This is a genomic window from Amycolatopsis sp. NPDC051106, from assembly GCF_040682775.1.
Lineage (GTDB): Bacteria > Actinomycetota > Actinomycetes > Mycobacteriales > Pseudonocardiaceae > Amycolatopsis.
The window spans coordinates 123,805-143,660 of record NZ_JBFBBQ010000014.1; the positions used below are offsets into that span (position 1 = coordinate 123,805).

The following is a 19,856-nucleotide window of genomic DNA, read 5'->3' on the forward strand; positions in this document are numbered from 1 at the left end:
GGCTCAGGTGGTGCGGCGGGCTCGTAACTCCAGTACGAACCCGGCCACGGCCAAGCCGCCGGCGCAGCAGGCCGCCACCGTCACCACCTGGGTCGCCGATGCGTGCAGCCACGCTGTGATGAGGAGCGTCTCCACGGCGACCGCCGCCCACATCAGCACCGCCACCCGGCGGTCGCCGTCGGCCAGGCGCGCGTACAACAGGATCTGGACCAGCGCCAGCATCGACCCGGCCAGGGCGAACGGCCACACCGGCATCGTGCTCCCCGCGTACCGCGCCCCGCCGATCAACGACAGCAGTGACGGCCCCAGCACCACCGAAGCCAGCAGCACGAAGGCGTCCAGAAAAGCGCACACCGCCAACGCCACCGGCAGCACCCGGCGGCGGCCGGACGACGCGGCGAACCGGGGGAGCACCAGCACCCCCACCGCCTGCGGCAGCCAGTACGCGATCTTCGTGACGATCGCCCCCAGCGCGTATTCCCCGGCGGACGACGACGGCAGCGTGTGCCGCGCCAGCACCAGGTCCAGGTTCACCAGCAGCACCAGCGCCAGCATCGCCTGCGCCGTATGGAGTACTTCGACGCCGTGGCGATCGGCCCACCGGGGACGCGGGCGGCCGCAGACCTGCCAGCCCGCCACGACCACCGCCAGCGACCCGAGCGCGGTCCCGGCCAGCGCTCCCGTCGGGGAGCCCGTCACCAGCAGGCCGATCAGCGAGCCGCCGACCTTGCCCAAACCCTCCAGCGCGATCAGCCCGGCCAGCAGGGCGAACCGGTGGGCGCCCTGCAGCAGCCCGTGGAACACCCCCAGCAGCGTCAACGGCCCGAGCGCGGCCGTCACCAGCAGCGCCGGCGTCAGCGACCCCAGGTGCAGCAGGAGCACCAGCAACGGGCTGAGCGTCAAGGCCGCCGTCGCGACGATCGCGCTCGTCAGCAGCCCCAGCGCGAACAGCGAACCCCGGGCGTGCGACGGCGAGCGCGCCACCCGCAGCGCCACCACTGTCTGCAGCCCCATCGCCGGGACGACGCCGATCACCAGCACCGCCAGCAGCGAGCTCAGCTCCCCGAACGCCCCCGGCGCGAGGATCCGCGCGGCCGCGAGGCTCAGCACGTAACTGGCCGCGTTGTTGCCCGCGAGCGCGAGCGAGACGAGGATCGCCGCGACCCGGTTGCCGGTCCGGGCCGGCGCTTCGGTGGCTACGCTCAACGGCGGGCTCCCATTACCGGCGGGTAATTTCCAGGGACCCTAACCGCGCGGACAGCGGAAAGGAAGGGCAGTGGACGCACCGGGCAGGCGGCTCGCGCTCCCCGTGTTGCCCGGGGTGTCCGCTCTGCTGGCGTTCGCCGTCTGCGCGCCGCTGCTGGGCCGCGGGTTCGTCCTCTCCTACGACATGGTGTTCGCGCCCCGGCAGTACTTCGTGCCGGACGCCTTCGGGATCGGCAGCACACTGCCGCGGTCCGTCCCGGCCGACGCCGTCGTCGCGCTGGCGACCACCGTGCTGCCCGGCGACATCGTCCAGAAGATCGTCCTGCTGCTGGCCCTGTTCGGGGCCGCGTGGGGTGCCGGCCGCCTGGTGCCCACCGAGCACCTGGGCACTCGGCTCGTCGCCGCGACCGCGTACGCCTGGACGCCGTACGTCGCGGAGCGGCTGTTCATCGGGCACTGGCCGCTGTTGCTGACCTACGCCTGCCTGCCGTGGATCGTCAAAGCCGGGCTCGCCGCGCGCGAGCACGAGCCGAACGCCCTGCCGAAGCTGGTGCTCGCGTGCGCCCCGGCGGTCCTGACCCCGCCGGGCGGCGTGCTCGCCGTCGTCGTCATGGCCGTGGCCGCCGGTTCGCGCCGCCTCTGGCAGACACTCGCCATCGCCATCGTGCTCAACCTGCCGTGGCTGGTCCCGACCTTCCTCAACGCCGAGGGCACCTTCTCGGACCCGGTCGGCGTCACGGCGTTCAGCGCCCGCCCCGAAAGCTGGGGACCCGCGCTGCTGAGCGTGCTCGGCCTGGGCGGCATCTGGAACGCCGAAACGGTGCCCGGCAGCCGGTCCCTGCCCCTCATCCCGGTGCTGACGCTCATCGTCGCCGCCATCGCGGTCGCCGGCCTCGCGCCCCTCACGCGGCGGTGGGGGAAGGCGCCGGCCCGCTCGCTGTTCGGCCTCGGCGCCGCGGGCGTGCTCCTGGCGTCCCTGGCGACACTGCCGGGCGGTGACGCGCTGCTGACCGCGGCCACGCGGCACCTCCCCGGCGCGGGACTCCTGCGCGACGCCCAGAAATGGGTCGCGTGGTGGGCGTTGCCGCTCGCGCTGGGCTTCGCGCTGGCCATCGAAGTAGCCGCGGCCAAGCTGAAAACCGAGCGGGGACGCATCGCGCTCGTGACGGCGGCGGCCGTCTTCCCCCTGCTCACCATGCCGGACCTGGCCTGGGGCGGCTGGGGACGGCTGAGCACCGTGCAGTACCCGGCCGACTGGCGGGCAGTGTCCGAAGTGCTCGGTGACCGCCCCGGTGACGTGCTCACGTTGCCGCTTTCGACGTTCCGCGGGTTCGCCTGGAACGACGACCGCACGCAGCTCGACCCGGCGCCGCGCGTGCTCCCGAAACCCGTGCTGATGGACGACACGCTCCTGGTGGGACAGGACCGCGTCACCGGGGAAGACCCGCGCATCGGCGACGTCCGCGCCGCGACGTCCGCCCGTGAGCTCACCGCCGCGGGCATCGGCTGGATCCTCGTCGAGCACGGGACGCCCGGCTACGTCGATTCCCGGTTGCTCGCCGACGCGACGCCGGTGTGGTCGGGTGACTGGCTGACGCTCTACCGGACCCCGGGTGTGCCCGCGGTGAAAGCGATCTCGTGGGCGCCCGCCTTGGTGGCGAACGGAGTAGTGCTCGCGTCGCTGTGCGTCGCACTGTTGTGCCTCAAGTTACCGATGCGTACATTGGGCCGCGGCAGGAATTCCCCGCCGCGAAGGGAGTGACACGTGGGCACGGTCATCGGCGTGGTCGCCGCCGTCATCATCGGAGGCGGTCTGGCGACCGGAGCCGGGTTCGCCCTCACGCAGGGTGCCGACCCGGACAGCTCCGCCCAGGTGCAGGAAAAGCTCAACGCGCAGGTGAAGTACAACCCGGCCGACCACCCGAACAAGCTCTACGGGAACCGCTGACGCGGTGACCCGGCTCGCCTCCGACGACGCGCACCGCGTCGTCGGGCTCTACGGCGACCCCACCGTTTCGTGGAGCATCCTCCTCGAAGCGGCCCTCGGCACGGCCGCCCCCGAACCGGAGAAGCTCCGGGCCCGGCTCGCGGCTGCCGTCCAGCAGTACCCGCACCTCGGTGCCGTGCCCGAAATCGAGCTGACCACCGACCTGCCGGCCACTCGCGATCGTTTCGCATCGCTGCCCTACGAACGGACCGCGCCGCTCCTGCGCGTCGCCATCCGCGCCGAGGAGCCCACCCTGCTCGTCGCCGCGCACCACGGCGCCCTCGACGGCCTGGGACTGCTTTCGCTGCTCGGCACCCTCCTCGACGTCCCGGTTTCCTCGGCGGCGAGGGGGATCGGCGCCCGCACCGGCGGCAAACCCTTTGCGCTTTCTGCGGTCCAGCGGCTCGCTGAGGCGCTTTTCGCGCCCCCGGGCCGGATCACGCCCGACCGCCGCGGACAGGCCGCGGGAGACGTCTTCGCCGTCCGGCACGAGCCTCGGCTGCGCCTGGGGGCCGCGGGGTTCGTCGCGGCCGCCGCCCGCGCCACCTCGAGCTGGAACCGCGCGCACGGTGCCCGTACCGCCCGCGTGGTGGCCGCGCTGGGCGCGTCGTGGCGCGCCGGGGCCGCGCCGGAACCGGTGCACGACAGCGCGTTCTTCCGGCTGCGGCTGCGTCCCGGCGCGGACGTCGCCGCGGTGCTCGCCGCGCAGGAGCCCGAGCCGGACTTCCCGGCCCGCAGCAGCCGGCTGGCCCGGCTGGGCACGCGGCTGCTGGCGAGCCGGCTCGGCTCGACGTTCCTGGTGTCCAACCTCGGCGTCGTGTCCACCGGGGACACCGTGCGCTCGCTGGCGTTCTACCCGGCCGCGAGCGGCCGGTCAGGGGTGGCGTTCGGCGCGGCGACCACCGGGGAGACGACCACGGTGACCGTCCGGGCCCGCCGCAAGGACTTCGACGCGCCGGCCGCCGGACGGCTGCTGGACGAGTTCCGCGACGCGGTCCGGGATCAGGCGCCGCTGCGATGACCTGAACGACCCTTTCCTCGCGTCGGACGAGGTGAACGAGTCGTTCACAACCTCGCCGCCCCCAGCGCCCGCGCCGCCGAGGCCCGAACTTGCCGCAGTGAATGACTCATTCCTGGCGCTGGACGCCAGGAATGAGTCATTCACTGCATCGGAAGGCGAGCCGACAACGGTTTACGACGCCAGAGCCGAGCCGCGCGCCGCTGGGCTCAGGACCCGCGGCCGGGGCGCCGGAAGCCCGGAGACGTCCCGGACCAGCGACTCGAACTGCCCGACACTCGCGTCCCAGCTGAACATCCCGGCGCGCTCGACCCCGGCGAGCCCCATTTCCGCCCGCCGCAGGCCGTCGGCGAGCAGGCCGTCGACCTGGTTGGTGAAGTCGTCGAAGTCCTCCGCGAGCAGGCCCGTGCGACCCTCCACGATGGACTCGGCCACGCCGCCCGCGGCGCGGTAGGCGACCGACGGCACGCCGTGCGCCGCGGCCTCCATGATGACGATGCCCCAGCCCTCCTTGACCGACGGGCACAGGTGCAGCCACGACCGCGCGAGGATCTCGTGCTTGGCCTGCTCGTCGACCCAGCCGTGCAGGACCACGCGGTCCGCCACCCCGCGCGAAGCCGCGTGCGCGCGCAGCACTTCGTCCCACGGACCCTGGCCCACCACCTCGAGCTTCAGCGAAGGCCAGCGCCGCGCCAGCCGCGCGACGACGTCGATGGCGTGCTCGATCCGCTTGTGCGGCACCAGCCTGCTCACCGCGACCAGCGTCGGGGAAGCGTCGCGTTCGGACGCGCACACCGGCGGCGCGTCGAGGCCGTTCGGTACCACCGTCACCCGCGAACGGTCGATCCCGAGGCCCGCCAGCTCCGCCTTGGTGACCTCGGAAACCGTGGCGTACCGGCACTTGCGGAACAGCCACGGCGCCAGCCGCGACTCGATCCACCAGCCGACCCGGCCCAGTGTCTCGCCGAGCGCGCTGATCCACTGTTCCTTGTGGACGTGGTGCACGAGCACCAGCACGGGACAGCCGGCGACCAGCCGGGCGAAGAACGGCATCCCGTTCTGCACGTCGACCACCAGGTCGGCGCGGGCCCGGCGAATCGCGCGCAGTGCGTGGACGTACACGCCGAACTTGTTGCCGCGGCGCCGGTAGCGGACGCCGTCACGCCATTCCCCGGCCGTCGCACCCGCGTAGGCGGCGCACTGGATTTCGACCCGGTACCCGGCTCTCGCGAGCCCTTCGGCCATCCGCTCGACGTACCGCTCCGACCCGCCGCCTTCGGGGTGGCCGGTGTCGCGCCAGTTGACGAGGAGCACTCGAGGTCGTTCCATCGGGTTATCCAAACTGTAGCGACGATGCTAGGTTACCGGTGCGTACACAGTAGAGGAACGTATTCGGGAAAGCGACGGTTCAATGGTAGGCAATCCGGTGCTCGACCGGCCTCATCAAGCGACGCTGAGCCGTTCCGTCACGCTGTTCCGCACCTTCCTCACCGAGCAGACCGACCCGGACGGCTTCTATTCGGCGCTGGCCGCCGACTCGGTCCGGCAACTGGCGGCACACACTCCGCTGTCCGGGCGCACGGTGCTCGACGTCGGGGGCGGCCCGGGCTACTTCTCCGACGCGTTCCGCGCGGCCGGCGCGGTCTACCTCGGCCTCGACCCGGACGTCGGCGAGCTGTCCGCGCGCGGCGAGCCCGGCGAGAACATGATCCGCGCCAGTGGCACGGAACTGCCCGTGCGCACCGGATCGGTCGACGTCTGCTACTCGTCGAACGTGCTGGAGCACGTCGCCGAGCCGTGGGTGATGCTCGACGAGATGTGCCGGGTGACCAAGCCCGGCGGCACGGTCTTCGCGTCCTTCACGCCGTGGTATTCGCCGTGGGGCGGCCACGAGACCGCGCCGTGGCACTTCCTCGGCGGGCACTACGCCCGGCGGCGGTATTTCCGGAAACTGGGGAAGCAGCCGAAGAACAAATTCGGGGAAAGCCTGTTCCCGGTTTCGGTCGGTGCCGCGCTCCGCTGGGCGAAAGCGACGCCGCTGGCCGATTTCGTGGCCGGGTATCCGCGCTACCACCCGAGCTGGGCGATGTGGATCGTGCGGATTCCCGGCCTTCGCGAAATCGCATCCTGGAATCTGGTCCTGGTGCTGCGCAAGCGCTGATCAGGTCCGGGCGAAGACCACCTGGCGCCGCTGCCGCGGGGCCGGTGGCTCGGCCGGGCGCCGGCGGACCAGCAGCACGACCGCGGCGATGATCAGCACCCCGCCGCCGATGCCGAGCCAGATCGGGCCGGTGCTCGACAGGAACTCCAGCTTGCCCTTGTTGGCGTTCACCTGGTCGACCATCTGGGCGATGGTCCGGCCGTTGTAGGCGAGCGTCCCGTCGAACACGACCGTCGAGCTGCCACTGGTCCCGACGCGCAGCTCCTGGTGCTGCTGTTGCTGCTGCTTGACCTGGATCCCGGTGACCGGCTCGACCCACATCGTGTTGACGCCGCGGTAGTAGAGATCCGCGTCCACAGTGGACTGGTCGGAGCCGACCAGCGAGCCGGGCACCTTCTTCGAGTCGAGCTTCGTGTCCGGGATGTCCTGGACGAACTTGTAGGTCTCGATCCCGTTCACCGTCTCGGTGCCGGTGTAGCGGGCGGTGACGGCCGCGCCGGTGTTGTCGTCGTAGACCTTGTAGTCCTGCTGTTCGGTGCCGAAGGGGAACTTGAAGTTCAGGCCGGGCTGCGCCTTCTCGACGTTCGTCTCGGCCGGCTTCTGGCCGTCCTTGTCGGCCTTGTCCTTCAGTTCGGTGACGTAGCTGCTCCGGGCGTCGCACTTCGGGTCGGCCGCGCCGTTCGGCTCGTAGCCCTCGCCGGTGCGCCGGTCGAAGCAGACCTGCCGCTTGCTCGCGCTGAGCACCGTGCCGTCGGCGTCGTCGGTGACCTGCACCGCCAGCAGCCAGACCGCGTAGTCGGTGTCCCGCTGCATCTCCGGCGCGGCGAAGTTCGCCTGCACGTGGCCCGTCGCGGTCAGCTTGGCGTTCTCGCGGATGTTCGACACCGGGCCGGAGCCGTCGTCGGTCACGGCGAGGACCTTGCTCGCGGTGCCTTCGAGCACCGACGTCGAGTCCTGGTCGAGGGGCACCTTGGCGAGCTTCGGGTAGACGTACGTGGGGAGGAGCACCGCCCCGGCGACCGCGAAAACGCCCAGTGCCAGCAAGATCAGGCCGAAAGCACGTCGCAACGGTCCTCCTGGGTCGGTCATCGTCGACACGCAAATTACCCGGCGGTAATCAGGTGCTGCGGATAGTGGCCCGCGCCACGCCGCACGTCAAAGTGTGACCGGCGGTCACAGCCACCCGGTGCGACCGGAAGGTCGCATGTGCGCCGCCGTTCGGACCAAGCGACCAAACATGTTTGTTCCCGGGCACAACGGGCACGGGCCCACCATCGGACGATCCACCCTCCGCCGCGCCGGACCGCAAAGGAGATAATCCCTTTTGCCCCAGGACCCTTCGTTGGTCGCCATCGCGGCCGACGCGCGCTGGCGGGCCCGGATCGTGGCGGTGGCCGCGAGCTCGGGAATCACCCTGACCGACCCGCTGGCGGGCGTACCCGGCATCCGTGTCCTCGCCTGCACCCCGGGTGACCTCGGCGTGATCGTGCCGAGGCTCGGCGGCGAGCGCTCGCGGGCGGCGATCGGCGCGCATTCGGACTCGATCGCCGACCGCGAGCTGCGCGACGCCGTCGCCGACGTCGCCGCGCTGCTTTCCCTGCACGGCAACGTGGTGCTCGACCTCGACGCCGGCGGCCGCCGGCGCGCGACGGCCCGGCCGGACGTGGTCGTCTCGGCCGGTGTGGACCGTCCCCAGTGGACGGAGCCGGCGGTGACGCTCCCGGTGGGCACGGACCGGCGCGGGGGCCCGCTCACGGTGGCGCTCACCGCCGGTCCCGGCTTCGAAGGCACGCTGCTGGAACTGGCGAGGCTGGTCGAAGCCGACGCGGCCTAGGCCGGATCCGCCACCTCCGCGCCGGCGTGGTCGTCGACCCACTCCAGCAGGTCGCCGGGCTGGCAGCCGAGCACCCGGCACATCGCCTCCAGCGTGCTGAACCGGACCGCCTTCGCCCGCCCGTTCTTCAGGACGGCGACGTTGGCCGGCGTGAGCCCGACCTGCTCGGCGAACTCCCCGACGCTCATCTTGCGCTTGGCCAGTTCGACGTCGATGCGCACGACGATCGCCATCAGATGACCGCTTCCAGGTCGGTCCGCAGGCTGGTCGCCTGACGCAGCAGCGCGCGCATGACCACCATCAGCAGGCCGAGCACGGTGATCCCGACGGTGACCAGGAACAGCAGCATCGGCATCCCCGGGTCGTCGGCGTTGAAGCCGACGAAGAGCAGCATGCCGACGAAGACCAGCCACGCGGCGCCGATGGCCCAGACGATCGCGTCGACCCACTTCAGGGACGCGGCGGTGAAGATCCGGTCCTTCTTGACCAGCGTCAGCAGTTGCCAGGTCGCGACGAGCACCACCTGGACGCACAGCACGAGGAACACCGCGATGGCGGTCAGCGGCCAGCGCAGGTTCGCGTCGTGCGGGTTTTGCTGCGCGTGATACGCGATCCCGCCCGGCAGCGAGAACGTCTGGAACACGACGAGCACGCCGAACAACACCACGAGAAACACCCGGAGCGCGGCGACCGCGCGTCTTTCGGTCAACATGCGACGACTATCGCTGGATACCTATCGAAAGTCAATAGATCGGAGTTAGCCGGCCGCTCCCGGGTCGAGGCGCACCGATTCGAGGGCGACGTACAGCTCGCCGATGTCGACGGGGTCGGTCAGGTCCCTCTTGGTCAGGTCCTGCACGCGGCGCAGCCGGTAGCGGACGGTGTTGGGGTGCACGAACAGGCGGTCCGCGGCCTCCTTCGCCGAGCCGTGGCCGGCGAACCACGCGAGCAGCGTGTCGAGCATGACCTTGCGTTCCGCGCCCGGCAGGGCGAGCACGCCCGCCAGTGCGGACCGCACGACGTCGCGGGCCATCCCCGGCGCCGCGGCGACCAGCGTCGTCACCGGCGAGTCGCCGAACACCACCACGCCGGCCGTCCCCGCGGGCAGCGAGCGGCGGGCGATCCGGGCCCGGTGCAGCGCGTCCGGGACGTCCGGGAACCCGCTGAACGGCTTGCTCAGCCCGGCCGCCACCGGCAGCGAGCCCAGCACTTCGCGCAGCCGCCGGACGTCTTCGATGCGGTCGATCGCGACCAGGCCCGCCTCGCCACCGGGTCGCCACGCCGAGCGCCAGCGGCGGGCGCGCAGCAGTGCCTCGACGGTGTCCTGCCCGTCGGGCTCGACGCGCTCGGTGACCACGACGACGAACATGCCCGCCGTCGGCAGGCCCAGGTCGCGGGCGGCGGCTTCCATGTCGGCCTGGCTCGGGAGCCGGCCGCGGAGCAGGTCGTCCAGCCGGCGCGCGTCGGCGTGCGAAGGCTCGGCGGCGACCTGCTCGTACGCCGTGGTCAGGGCGTCGGAGTAGAGGTCGATCGCCTTCCAGACGTAGGAGTTGATCTCGATCGTCCGGGTGGGGTTGAGGAACTCCGGCCCGGCGAGCTCGAGCAGGGCTTCGTAGACGAAGGTGCCGCCGATGCGGAAGGCGCGCAGCACCGCGGGCAGCGGAATGCCTTGGCGCGCCTGGACGAGCCCGGTCTTGCGGGCGGCGTCGAGGGCGAGGCCGCGGCCCTCGGCCAGCGCCGTCAGCGCGCGTTCGAGGTTGGCCCGGCAGACCTGGCGCAGCTCACCGGGGGCGACGTCCTCCACCTGGCGGTAGAACTCGTCCTCTTCGCTGAGCAGGCGGGCGAGGCGGTCGGCGAACTCGGGCAGTCTGGTCAGCATCTCGCGCACCAGCTCGCGGTGTTCGCGAGGTACCGGCCTGGCCAGAGCTTCGATGCCCATTCCTCACTTTAGCTCGGGTCCGCGGCCCGGGATACGCACGAACTTGAGTAAAATTCATGTCCACCGAGCGGTCGGCACGGTGAGCGGTTGACGCGACGATCGACTCACGAAGGCTTGCGCGCGGTGAAGTAGACGTGCGGCTCGGGCCCGGCCTCGGGGTGATCGGGAACGAACAGCGCCTGCTCCTCGCGGACGATTTCCAGGCCGGCCGCACGGAGTTTCTCCGCGAGGACGTCGGCCGGGAAGCTGCTCGCGCGGACCGGGTGTCCCAGGAAGACTATGTCGACGCCGTCCACGTCGGCGGGCACGGTGGCGAAGACGAGGAAACCACCGGGCTTCAGCCAGGCCGCGAACCGGCCGAGCATCGTCTCCTGGTCGGCCCGGGAGAGCTGCAACGTCGAGAAGAACGCCGTGACCGCGTCCCAGGTGCCGGCTTCGAAGGACAGTTCGCGCATGTCGCCGACCTCGAACCGGGCCGCGGGCACCTGGGTCCGCGCGAGCTCGACCATCTTCGGCGCGACGTCGTACCCCGTCACCGCGTGGCCGGCCGCGGTGAGCAGGTCGGCGGTCGGGCGTCCGGTCCCGGAGCCGAGGTCCAGCACGGTGGCGCCCGCGGGGAGCCGTTCGGCCAGCGCGGTGAGCGCGGCCCGCTGCTCGGCCAGGTTCCGGAAGGCGAGTTCGTAGTCCTTGCCGAGCGCGTCGAAGACTTCGGCGGCGGTTTCGGGGCGCGTCATGAGCCCACCCTGCCAGACCTCCGGTTGCGCAACTTCCGAACTGTCATGTGCAAGTTCAGAGTAAATTAGAGAAAAACCTTGTGAGACGACCGAGGCGCGACCTACTCTTCCGCGGCACTCCACTCGAGAATCGAGGTCCGTGATGGCGCGCCGCACCCTCGCCACCGTGTTCGCCGCGGTCGCCGCCCTGCTCCCGGTGGCCACGCCCGCGGCGGCCGCCGACCGGCCGGTCGTCACGCGGGCCGCGCTCGACCCGGCGCTCGTCGCCGGCCGCGGCGCCAGTGTCGGCTTCCTCGAGCAGGAGGCGGAGAACGCCCGCACCGACGGCGTCGTGATCGGCCCGGACCGCTCGGCCTACACGCTCCCGTCCGAGGCGTCCGGCCGCCGGGCGGTGCGGGTGACGGCGGGGCAGTACGTCGAGTTCACGCTGCCGGCCGCCGCGAACGCGATCACCGTCCGCTACAGCATTCCGGACGCGCCCGCCGGCGGTGGGATCACCGCGCCGCTGGACGTCACCGTGAACGGCGCGCACCGGCAGCGGATGACGCTGACCTCGCAGTACTCCTGGTTGTACAACCAGTACCCGTTCACCAACGATCCCGGCGCGGACCTGCTGCACCCGGACTGGTGGATCACCGAGTGCTCGTGCGTGCCCGCGGCGACCACACCCGCGCCGGTGCTCGAGAAACCGTTCCGCCCCAGCCACTTCTACGACGAGCAGCGCCTTCTGCTCGACCGTTCGTACCACGCGGGGGACAAGGTCCGGCTCACCGTCCCGGCCGGGAGCGCCGCCGCGTGGACCGTCGTCGACCTGCTCGACTCCGAACTCGTCGCGCCGCCGCGGTTCGTTCCGCTCGCCGCCAACGCCGTGCTCTTCGGCGCCGACCCGACCGGCCGCCGCGACTCGGCCGACGCCCTCGACCGCGCCATCTCCTTCGCGCGGCGCGCTCACTTGAAGGTGTACCTGCCGCCCGGGACGTACCAGGTCAACCGGCACATCGTCGTCGACGACGTCACGATCGAAGGGGCAGGCAGCTGGTACACGATCGTCAAGGGGCACGAGGTGGCGCTCGGCACCCCGGACCCCGACGGGTCGGTGCACACCGGCGTCGGCTTCTACGGCAAGCCCGCCTCCGCCGGGGGCAGCCACGACGTCCACCTCTCCGGTTTCGCGATCGAGGGCGACGTCCGGGACCGCGTCGACACCGACCAGGTCAACGCGATCGGCGGGGCGCTCAGCGACTCCACTGTGGACTCCCTGTACCTGCACCACACGAAGGTCGGCCTCTGGTTCGACGGGCCGATGCGGAACACGCGCGTCACGTGGAACGTCATCGCCGACCAGATCGCCGACGGCCTGAACTTCCACACGGGAGTGACGGATTCGGTGGTGGCGAACAACTTCGTGCGCAACACCGGGGACGACGGCCTGGCCATGTGGGCGGAGAAGACCCAGAACGCGCGGAACACGTTCGACCACAACACGGTCCAGACGCCGGTGCTGGCCAACGGGATCGCGGTGTACGGCGGCGCCGACACCACCATCTCGGGCAACCTGGTCGCCGACCCGATCCGCGAGGGCAGCGCGATCCAGGTGGGATCGCGGTTCGGCGCCGAGCCGTTCGCCGGGAAGCTGCGGATCGCGGACAACACGACCGTGCGAGCGGGAACCTTCGAGCTGAACTGGAAGATCGGCCTCGGCGCGATCTGGTTCTACGCCCTGGAGAAGGACATCGCCGCGGACATCTCGGTGACCGGCGACCACTTCCTCGACACCACCTACAACGCGATCATGCTGGTCAGCGACTTCCCGGTGAAGGACAGGTACTCGATCACCGGGCTGAAGTTCGCGGACCTGCGCGTCGACGGCACCGGGACGTCCGTCCTCAGTGCCCGGTCGGCGGGGTCGGCGTCGTTCCGGAACGTCGAGGCCCGCAACGTCGGCGCGGTCGGCGTCAACAACTGCGGCTCGTTCAACTTCCCGCCCACGGGTTCGGAGTTCTCGCTGACCGACCTCGGCGGCAACTCCGGCTGGCTGGCTCCCTGGCTGCTCCCGAACACGATCACGTGCGACGACCGGCCGCCGGTCGTGCCCCCGCCGGCGCCGTCGGAGTGGTGACCTAGGGTTCGACCGTGGCCGGTTTGCGCGGGGTGTTCGCGGGGTTCGGGAAGAGCAGGGCGTTCGCGGTGCTGGGGCGGGCGCTCGTGCCCGCCGACCGGGTGCTGCTGCGGGTCAGCGGCGGCCGGGTCGGCGTCGGCGCGGCCGTCGGGCTGCGGACGCTGCTGCTCACGACGCTCGGGCGCCGCAGTGGTGAGCCGCGGCAGGTGCCGCTGCTCTACGTCGAGCGCGGCGGCGCGTACGTCGTGATCGGCTCGAACTGGGGCGGCGAAGCGCACCCGGCGTGGTCGGCGAACCTGCTGGCCCAGCCGAAGGCGACGGTCGCGATCGGCGGCCGGACCGTCGAGGTCACCGGCCGGCTCCTGACCGGCGGCGAGCGCCAGGAGATGTGGGACGCGGTCGCGTCGTACTGGCCGGCCTACGACCGCTACGCCGTGCGCGCCGGCGACCGCGAGATCCGCGTCTTCCTGCTGGAGCCGGTCAGTCGATGAGGTCGGTGTGCCGGATCCGGTACACCTGCAGCCGCAGGTTGTAGTACTTCTCGGTCTCGCCGACCCACTGCATGCCGAGCCGCTTGGCGACGGCGATCGCGCGCGTGTTGTTCGGCCGCGCGACGGCGAACAGCTCCTCGGTGTCCTGGGTGAAGGCCCACTCGATCAGCGCGGTCGCGGCCTCCGACGCGTACCCCTGCCCCCAGGCGCCGGGGCTGAGCTGCCAGCTCAGCTCGAGGTCCTCTTCGAACGGCGGCAGCAGCCGGATGCCGAGGCCGCCGATCACCACGCCGTCCTCCTTGCGCTCGACGGCCCACCGTCCGCGCGGCGGCGGCAGGTTCGGCTGCGTCTCCTGCCAGGCGTGCAGCACCTGACGCATCGCGCCGACGTCGCCGACGCGCTCCATGGCCGGGGTCAGCCAGTGCGTCACGTCTTCCGCGCCGTAGATGTCGAACGCGGCTTCGGCGTCGTCCACCGTCCAGTCCCGGATCACGAGCCGGTCGGTGCTCAACGGAGTCTCCATACCAGGACGCTACGCCGCGCGGCGTCCGATTGTTCCCGAGGCAAAGTGCTCAGAAGATGAACACTTCACCCGCGACGATGTGGGCATGGAGACTCTGGAAGGCATCGCGGTGCTGAAGGTCACGTCGGTGGCGCAGTGGCGGGAGTGGCTGGCGGCGGCCGCGGTGCCGTCGGTGTGGCTGGTCCTCCGGCGGAAAGGGAGTCCGGAGCCGGGCGTGCTGGTCCACGAGGCGATGGAGCAGGCGCTGTGCTTCGGCTGGATCGACAGCAAGGCGCTCCGGCGCGACGCTTCCAGCACGTACTTGTGTTTCACGCCGCGGAATCCGAAGAGCACGTGGAGCAAAGTCAACCGCGAACGCGTGGCCCGGCTGACGTCGGCGGGCCTGATGACGCCGCGGGGCAAGGCGATGGTCGACCTCGCCCGGCGGACGGGCACCTGGGACGCGCTGGCCGAGGCCCAGGACGGAGTGGTGCCGCCGGATCTTCGGCGCGCGTTCGACCCGGCCGCGGCGGCGCACTTCGCGGCGTTCCCGCCGTCGTCCCGCCGGCTGATCCTGGAGTGGATCGCCAAGGCCAAGCGGCCGGAGACGCGGCAGCGGAGGATCGCGACGACGGTGGAGCTGGCCCACGAGAACCGCCGCGCGGCCCACCCGAAGGCGGCTTAGGACCGCGGTTCCGAGCGCCCCAAGGTGGCCTTCGGTGCGTGGGACGCAACCAAGGGGCCCTTCGGTGCGTGGGACGCACCCAAGGTGGCCTTCGGTGCGTGGGACGCACCCAAGGTGGCCTTGGGGCGCTCGGCCCGGCCGTCCTCGACGGCCGGGACCGGTCGGCCGCGCGGCGGGCGCCGTCCCGCGTGGCGGCCGGCGGAGATGGCGCCCGGCCCCGCCTGTCCTCGACGTCCGAAATCTGCGGGCCGCGCACCCGAAGGCGGCCTACAGTCGTCCCGTGGACGAGATGCGTGACCTCCTGGCCCGGGCCGCCGAGCTGGCCGCCGACCACCGGGAAAGCCTGGCCGACCGGCCCGTCGTCCCGGCCGCCGGCCAGGCCGCCCTGCGCGACGGCTTCGGCGGGCCGCTGCCGAAGGAGCCGAGCCCACCGTCCGAAGTGCTCGAACAGCTCGCGCGGGCCGCCGAGCCCGGGTTGATGGCCACCGCCGGGCCGCGGTTCTTCGGCTTCGTCATCGGCGGGTCGCTGCCCGCCCCCACCGCCGCCGAGGTGCTGGTCGCCGGCTGGGACCAGAACGCGTTCAACGCCGTCCTCTCACCCGCCGCCGCGGCCGCGGAGGACGTCGCGGGCGGCTGGCTGAAGGAGCTGCTCGGCATCCCCGCCACCGCGTCGGCCGGGTTCGTCACCGGGGGTCAGGCGGCGAACATCGCCGGGCTTGCCGCGGCGCGGCACCACGTCCTGGCCGAAGCCGGCTGGGACGTCGAGCGGGACGGGCTCTTCGGCGCTCCGCGCGTCCGCGTCCTCGCGAGCGCCGAACGGCACGCCACCATCGACCGCGCGCTGCGGTTGCTGGGCTTCGGCACGGCCGCCGTCGAGGAGGTGGCCGCCGGTCCCCAGGGCGCGATCGACGTCGCCGACCTCGCGAGAAAAGCCGGCGACGGTCCCACGATCGTCTGCCTGCAGGCGGGCAACGTGAACACCGGCGCCTGCGACGACATCCGGGCCGCCCGCGCGGCCGCGAAGAACGCCTGGATCCACGTCGACGGCGCCTTCGGCCTCTGGGCCGCCGCCAACCCCGCGACAGCCGCGCTCCTCGACGGCGTCGAGCTGGCCGACTCCTGGGCCTGCGACGGGCACAAGTGGCTCAACGTCCCGTACGACTCCGGGTTCGTCTTCTGTGCCCGCCCGGACGTCCACGCCGCCGCCTTCGCCCACCGCGCCGCCTACCTGACCGGCGCCGGCGAGGTGTCCGGCATGGGCGACCTCACGCTCGAGTCGTCACGCCGCGCCCGCGGGTTCGCGGTCTGGGCGGCGCTGCGCGAACTGGGCCGCGACGGCGTCGCCGAGCTCGTCGACCGCTGCTGCCGCCTGGCCCGCCGGTTCGCCGGCGCCCTCGCCGAAGGCGGCGCCGAGATCGCCAACGACGTCGTCCTGAACCAGGTGCTGGTGTCCTTCGGGGACGATGCCCGCACCGAGGCGATCGTCACCGCGGTTCAGCGCGACGGCACGTGCTGGCTCGGCGGAACCACCTGGCGCGGCCGCCGGTATCTGCGGATTTCGGTGTCCGGCTGGTCGACGACGGAGGCCGATGTGGACCGTTCGGCCGCGGCGATCCTCCGCCTGGCCGCTGAACGTCCTCAGTAGCCTTCGCGCACCGAGAGAGTGTCCCTCCGCCAGGCGATCCGCTTCTCCTTGCCGGTGGGCCAGCTCGACGAGAGCCGCCGCCGGACGCTGCCGAGCGCGCCCAGGCGCACCAGGTCCACCCGGGATCCCTGCGCCGCCAACGAGGTCACCTCGGCGGCGGTGAGCGGCACGAAGTCGAAGTACTGCGCGTCCTCACCGCCGGTCCAGTCGACGAACTCGGTGAAGATCGCGGCGAACGCCTGACCGCATTCCGGGCACGCGCGCAGCGAGATGCCGAAATGCGACTGTTCGACCAGACGGTGGGTCTCGCGCAGGCGGGTCGTGCAGAACGCCAGCGCGGTCAGGGCGTCTTCGCCCGAGCAGCGCGCGCAGCCGAACTCGGTCATCGGCCGATCATCGCACGCGGTGAATCCGCGCCCGGCTCCGGGGGTACCGAGAAACCCTTTGACCACAACGTTTCGGTCTGGTCCGCAGTGGTCTGGACCTGTTAGCCTCAGCGCGTCCGACCGGCCGGCTCGCCGAAGGGGAATTCCTTGCTTGGCATGAGAAAACGCATCGCCGTCGCAGCGCTGGCGCTGGCCGGTGCATCCGTCGTCGCCCCGCCCGCGGCCGAAGCCGGGCCGTCCCCGGGCAAGGTGATGGCCTACTTCGCCGACTGGGACGTCTACGCCCGCAATTACCACGTCAAGGACATCGAGACGTCCGGTTCGGCCGCGAAGCTGACCCACATCAACTACGCGTTCGGCAACGTGACGGGCGGCGGCTGCGCGGTCGGTGACCCGTGGGCCGACCACGACATGCCCTACGACGCCGCCACGAGCGTCAGCGGCCAGGCCGACAGCGCCGAGCCCGGCGCGCTGCACGGCAGCTTCAACCAGATCCTCGAGCTGAAGAAGCTGCACCCGAAGCTGAAGGTGCTGTGGTCCTTCGGTGGCTGGACCTGGTCGGCGGGCTTCACCGAGGCGGCGAAGGACCCGGCCGCCTTCGCCGAATCCTGCTACAACCTGGTCAACGACCCGCGCTGGGCGGGCGTCTTCGACGGCATCGACATCGACTGGGAGTACCCGAACGCCTGCGGCAACACCTGCGACGCGAGCGGGCCGAAGGCGTTCACGGCGCTGGTCAAGGCGCTGCGCGCGAAGTTCGGGCACCGGCAGCTCGTCACCGCCGCGATCACCGCGGACGGCTCGAAGAACGGCAAGATCGACGCCACCGACTACGCCGGGGCGAGCCGCTACCTCGACTGGTACAACGTGATGACCTACGACTACTTCGTCGCGGGTGGCCAGCCGACCGGGCCCACCGCGCCGCACTCGCCGCTGCGGTCCTACCCGGGCATCCCGACCGCCGGGTTCTCCGCCGACGCCGCCATCCAGAAGCTGCGCCACCAGGGCGTGCCGCCGTCGAAGATATTGCTGGGCCTCGGGTTCTACGGCCGCGGCTGGGACGGCGTGACGCAGAAGCAGCCCGGCGGCGCCGCCACCGGCCCCGCGCCGGGCACGTACGAAGCGGGTGTCGAGGACTACAAGGTCCTCAAGTCGACCTGCCCGGCCAACGGCAAGATCGCCGGTACGGCGTACGCGAAGTGCGGCTCGCAGTGGTGGAGCTACGACACGCCCGAGACGGCGTCGGCCAAGGCCGGTTACGCGAAGTCCCAGGGGCTGGGCGGCGTGTTCGCCTGGGAGCTGTCCGGGGACACCGCGAACGCGGAGCTGCTGCGGGCCATCGCCGGCCGCTGCTGAAAGCTGGAGGGCCCGGGCGCGAACCCGCCCGGGCCCTTCGTCCATTCGGGATCGCTCACGCCGCTGCGGGGAAGCCGTGCCGCCGCGCGCCGAGCACCACGGCGAGCACCGGGACCAGGAGCACGAGCAGCGTCCAGGGAAACGACGCCGGTCCGGCGGCGTCGAGCAGGACACCGCCGAGCACGCCGCCCGCGGCCATCGCGGCGTTCCAGAGCGTGACGAGCATGGCCTGGGCGTTGTCCGCCGCGTCGCCGCCCGCGTTGCCGGCCGCGGTCTGCAGGAGCGTCGGGACGCCGCCCCAGCCCAGACCCCACAGGGCGACGGCGGTGTAGACCAGCGCCGGGCTGCCCGTGAACACCGCCAGGAGCGTCGCGGCGACCGCGACCAGGACCGTGCTGAGGACCGTCAGCGTGCGCAGCGCGCGGTCGATCCGGGCGCCGACGACCCAGATCCCGGCCATCGACGCGACGCCGAACACCAGCAGGACGACGTCCACCGCGTCGCCCATCCCGGCGTGGCCGAGGAACGCCGCGACGTAGGTGTAGAGCACGGTGTGGGCCAGCACGAACACGAGCGTCACGGCCAGCACGGGCACGACGCCCGGCACGGTGAGCGTGCGCCGGACCGGCACCCGGGCGCCGGCCTGCCCGGGCTGGTCCGGGACCCGCGCGGCGATCCAGGCGAGCAGCACGACGGCGATCGCCGACATGACGCCGAACGCCGAGCGCCAGCCGAACAGGCCGCCGAGGAACGTCCCGGCCGGGATGCCCAGCGACAGCGCCAGGGGGATGCCCGCCATGACGATCGCGATGGCCCGGCCCTGGTTTTCCGGGGGCGCGAGCCGGCGCGCGTACCCGGCCAGCAGCGCCCAGACGACGCCCGCGGCCACCCCGGCGACGAACCGGGCGACCATGGTGAGCGGGTAGGCGGGCGACAGCGCCGTCACGGTGTTGGCGACGGCGAACCCGGCCACTCCGGCCAGGAGCAAGCGTTTGCGGGGCCAGGCCGCGGTGGCCGCGGAGAGGGGGACCGCGGTGAGGGCCGTGCCGAGGGCGTAGACCGTCACGGCCTGGCCCGCCGCGGACTCGCCGACGCCGAGGCTCGCGCTCATGCCGGGCAGGACGCCGGCGGGCAGCGCCTCGGTGAGCACGGTGACGAAGGCGGCGGTGGTGAGGGCGAGGAGAGCACTTCTCATGCCGTTATGCTCGAACCCTCACATACGTGTGAAGGTCTACGTGAGGTGGCGCACATGCGGATCGGCGAGCTGTCCGAGCGCACCGGCACATCCCGCCGGCTGCTCCGGTACTACGAGGAGCAAGGGTTGATCATCGCTTCGCGTGGCGCGAACGGCTACCGCGACTACGACGAGGCGACGGTCGACCGCGTGATCCAGGTGCGCGGGCTGCTCGACGCCGGGCTGCCCACCCGCATCATCAAACAGATCCTGCCCTGCCTCGACAAGCCCCGCGCGATCTACTTCCCGGACGCGACCCCGGAGATGCTCGCGACGTTGGAGGAGGAGCGCGACCGCATGGCCCGGCGAGCGGAGTGCCTGCTGCGCAACCGGGACGCGATTTCCGAGTACCTCGACGCGGTGCGCGAGTACAACCGCGTTTAGCCGGGTTCCTCAGGCGTGGGACCTTGACCCAGTGCCGGCTACCGGCTCTGGGCTCCGGCCGGGGCCGCGCCCGCGCTCGTGGTCCGGATCGAGCGCCCCAATGTGGCGTTGGTTGCGTGGGACGCACCCAATGTGGCGTTCGGTGCGTCAGACGGCCCGCACGCCCCCAGGGGGC

Annotated in this window: 21 protein-coding genes; 11 read left to right on the forward strand and 10 right to left on the reverse strand. The window is 71.9% G+C overall.

The annotated features are described in order from the left end of the window. Positions 1-3: 3 nt before the first annotated feature. The gene (locus tag AB0M83_RS14265) at positions 4-1,206 is read right to left on the reverse strand and encodes a polysaccharide biosynthesis protein (RefSeq protein WP_364516897.1); all 1,203 of its coding nucleotides are present in this window, start codon (positions 1,204-1,206) and stop codon (positions 4-6) included. A 70-nt stretch (positions 1,207-1,276) separates the two neighbouring features. Here AB0M83_RS14265 and AB0M83_RS14270 point away from each other — a divergent pair, with 70 nt between their 5' ends. From AB0M83_RS14270 to AB0M83_RS14280, 3 genes are read left to right on the forward strand one after another with little or no spacing between them, the layout of a single operon-like run. Further along, positions 1,277-2,968: a hypothetical protein gene (locus AB0M83_RS14270; protein WP_364516899.1), complete on the forward strand. Its 1,692-nt coding sequence runs from the start codon at positions 1,277-1,279 to the stop codon at positions 2,966-2,968. A 3-nt stretch (positions 2,969-2,971) separates the two neighbouring features. Continuing rightward, positions 2,972-3,154: a hypothetical protein gene (locus AB0M83_RS14275; protein WP_364516901.1), complete on the forward strand. Its 183-nt coding sequence runs from the start codon at positions 2,972-2,974 to the stop codon at positions 3,152-3,154. A gap of 4 nt (positions 3,155-3,158) precedes the next feature. Further along, positions 3,159-4,214 (forward strand): hypothetical protein, encoded by a 1,056-nt coding sequence (locus AB0M83_RS14280; RefSeq protein ID WP_364516903.1) that lies wholly within the window; start codon positions 3,159-3,161, stop codon positions 4,212-4,214. A gap of 171 nt (positions 4,215-4,385) precedes the next feature. Here the strand turns inward: AB0M83_RS14280 and AB0M83_RS14285 are convergent, their stop codons facing one another. Next, positions 4,386-5,525 (reverse strand): glycosyltransferase family 4 protein, encoded by a 1,140-nt coding sequence (locus AB0M83_RS14285; protein WP_364516955.1) that lies wholly within the window; start codon positions 5,523-5,525, stop codon positions 4,386-4,388. A gap of 97 nt (positions 5,526-5,622) precedes the next feature. On the opposite strand from AB0M83_RS14285, the gene AB0M83_RS14290 reads away from it, so the two are divergent. After that, entirely contained in the window at positions 5,623-6,372 is a 750-nt protein-coding gene (locus AB0M83_RS14290; RefSeq protein ID WP_364516905.1) for a class I SAM-dependent methyltransferase, read from the forward strand. Here AB0M83_RS14290 and AB0M83_RS14295 read toward each other — a convergent pair whose 3' ends face one another. Further along, positions 6,373-7,440 carry a DUF3068 domain-containing protein gene (locus AB0M83_RS14295; RefSeq protein WP_364516907.1) on the reverse strand — a complete coding sequence of 356 codons (1,068 nt, stop codon included), beginning with the start codon at positions 7,438-7,440 and terminating at the stop codon, positions 6,373-6,375. A gap of 274 nt (positions 7,441-7,714) precedes the next feature. Between AB0M83_RS14295 and AB0M83_RS14300 the strand changes: the two genes are divergently transcribed. Continuing rightward, on the forward strand, positions 7,715-8,206 hold the full coding sequence (locus AB0M83_RS14300; RefSeq protein WP_364516909.1) for a hypothetical protein: 492 nt from the start codon (positions 7,715-7,717) through the stop codon (positions 8,204-8,206). On the opposite strand, the gene AB0M83_RS14305 is transcribed toward AB0M83_RS14300, so the two are convergent. From AB0M83_RS14305 to AB0M83_RS14320, 4 genes are all read right to left on the reverse strand, one after another. After that, entirely contained in the window at positions 8,203-8,439 is a 237-nt protein-coding gene (locus AB0M83_RS14305) for a helix-turn-helix transcriptional regulator (RefSeq protein WP_364516911.1), read from the reverse strand. The genes AB0M83_RS14300 and AB0M83_RS14305 overlap by 4 nt on opposite strands. Beyond that, on the reverse strand, positions 8,439-8,918 hold the full coding sequence (locus AB0M83_RS14310; RefSeq protein WP_364516913.1) for a DUF2975 domain-containing protein: 480 nt from the start codon (positions 8,916-8,918) through the stop codon (positions 8,439-8,441). The genes AB0M83_RS14305 and AB0M83_RS14310 overlap by 1 nt, the downstream gene beginning before the upstream one ends. A gap of 45 nt (positions 8,919-8,963) precedes the next feature. Then, on the reverse strand, positions 8,964-10,145 hold the full coding sequence (locus AB0M83_RS14315; RefSeq protein WP_364516915.1) for a helix-turn-helix domain-containing protein: 1,182 nt from the start codon (positions 10,143-10,145) through the stop codon (positions 8,964-8,966). A 104-nt stretch (positions 10,146-10,249) separates the two neighbouring features. Beyond that, entirely contained in the window at positions 10,250-10,879 is a 630-nt protein-coding gene (locus AB0M83_RS14320; RefSeq protein ID WP_364516917.1) for a class I SAM-dependent methyltransferase, read from the reverse strand. 142 nt (positions 10,880-11,021) lie between these two features. Here AB0M83_RS14320 and AB0M83_RS14325 point away from each other — a divergent pair, with 142 nt between their 5' ends. Then, positions 11,022-12,998 carry a glycosyl hydrolase family 28-related protein gene (locus tag AB0M83_RS14325; protein ID WP_364516919.1) on the forward strand — a complete coding sequence of 659 codons (1,977 nt, stop codon included), beginning with the start codon at positions 11,022-11,024 and terminating at the stop codon, positions 12,996-12,998. A gap of 23 nt (positions 12,999-13,021) precedes the next feature. Then, positions 13,022-13,489, forward strand: a complete 468-nt coding sequence (locus AB0M83_RS14330) for a nitroreductase family deazaflavin-dependent oxidoreductase (protein WP_364516957.1) — start codon at positions 13,022-13,024, stop codon at positions 13,487-13,489. On the opposite strand, the gene AB0M83_RS14335 is transcribed toward AB0M83_RS14330, so the two are convergent. Beyond that, positions 13,479-14,012, reverse strand: a complete 534-nt coding sequence (locus AB0M83_RS14335; RefSeq protein WP_364516921.1) for a GNAT family N-acetyltransferase — start codon at positions 14,010-14,012, stop codon at positions 13,479-13,481. The two genes, AB0M83_RS14330 and AB0M83_RS14335, sit on opposite strands and share 11 nt — an antisense overlap. A gap of 85 nt (positions 14,013-14,097) precedes the next feature. Between AB0M83_RS14335 and AB0M83_RS14340 the strand changes: the two genes are divergently transcribed. After that, positions 14,098-14,676, forward strand: coding sequence for a YdeI/OmpD-associated family protein (locus AB0M83_RS14340; protein ID WP_364516923.1), 579 nt, complete (start codon positions 14,098-14,100; stop codon positions 14,674-14,676). A gap of 289 nt (positions 14,677-14,965) precedes the next feature. Continuing rightward, positions 14,966-16,321: a pyridoxal-dependent decarboxylase gene (locus tag AB0M83_RS14345; RefSeq protein WP_364516959.1), complete on the forward strand. Its 1,356-nt coding sequence runs from the start codon at positions 14,966-14,968 to the stop codon at positions 16,319-16,321. On the opposite strand, the gene AB0M83_RS14350 is transcribed toward AB0M83_RS14345, so the two are convergent. After that, positions 16,315-16,707, reverse strand: coding sequence for a hypothetical protein (locus tag AB0M83_RS14350; RefSeq protein ID WP_364516925.1), 393 nt, complete (start codon positions 16,705-16,707; stop codon positions 16,315-16,317). The genes AB0M83_RS14345 and AB0M83_RS14350 overlap by 7 nt on opposite strands. 156 nt (positions 16,708-16,863) lie before the next feature. Here AB0M83_RS14350 and AB0M83_RS14355 point away from each other — a divergent pair, with 156 nt between their 5' ends. Beyond that, positions 16,864-18,063: a glycoside hydrolase family 18 protein gene (locus AB0M83_RS14355; protein WP_364516927.1), complete on the forward strand. Its 1,200-nt coding sequence runs from the start codon at positions 16,864-16,866 to the stop codon at positions 18,061-18,063. Positions 18,064-18,118: 55 nt separating this feature from the next. Here AB0M83_RS14355 and AB0M83_RS14360 read toward each other — a convergent pair whose 3' ends face one another. Further along, the gene (locus tag AB0M83_RS14360; protein ID WP_364516929.1) at positions 18,119-19,258 is read right to left on the reverse strand and encodes an MFS transporter; all 1,140 of its coding nucleotides are present in this window, start codon (positions 19,256-19,258) and stop codon (positions 18,119-18,121) included. 54 nt (positions 19,259-19,312) lie between these two features. Between AB0M83_RS14360 and AB0M83_RS14365 the strand changes: the two genes are divergently transcribed. Then, complete coding sequence (locus AB0M83_RS14365) at positions 19,313-19,681, forward strand: MerR family transcriptional regulator (RefSeq protein ID WP_364516931.1); 369 nt, start codon at positions 19,313-19,315, stop codon at positions 19,679-19,681. Positions 19,682-19,856: the final 175 nt, after the last annotated feature.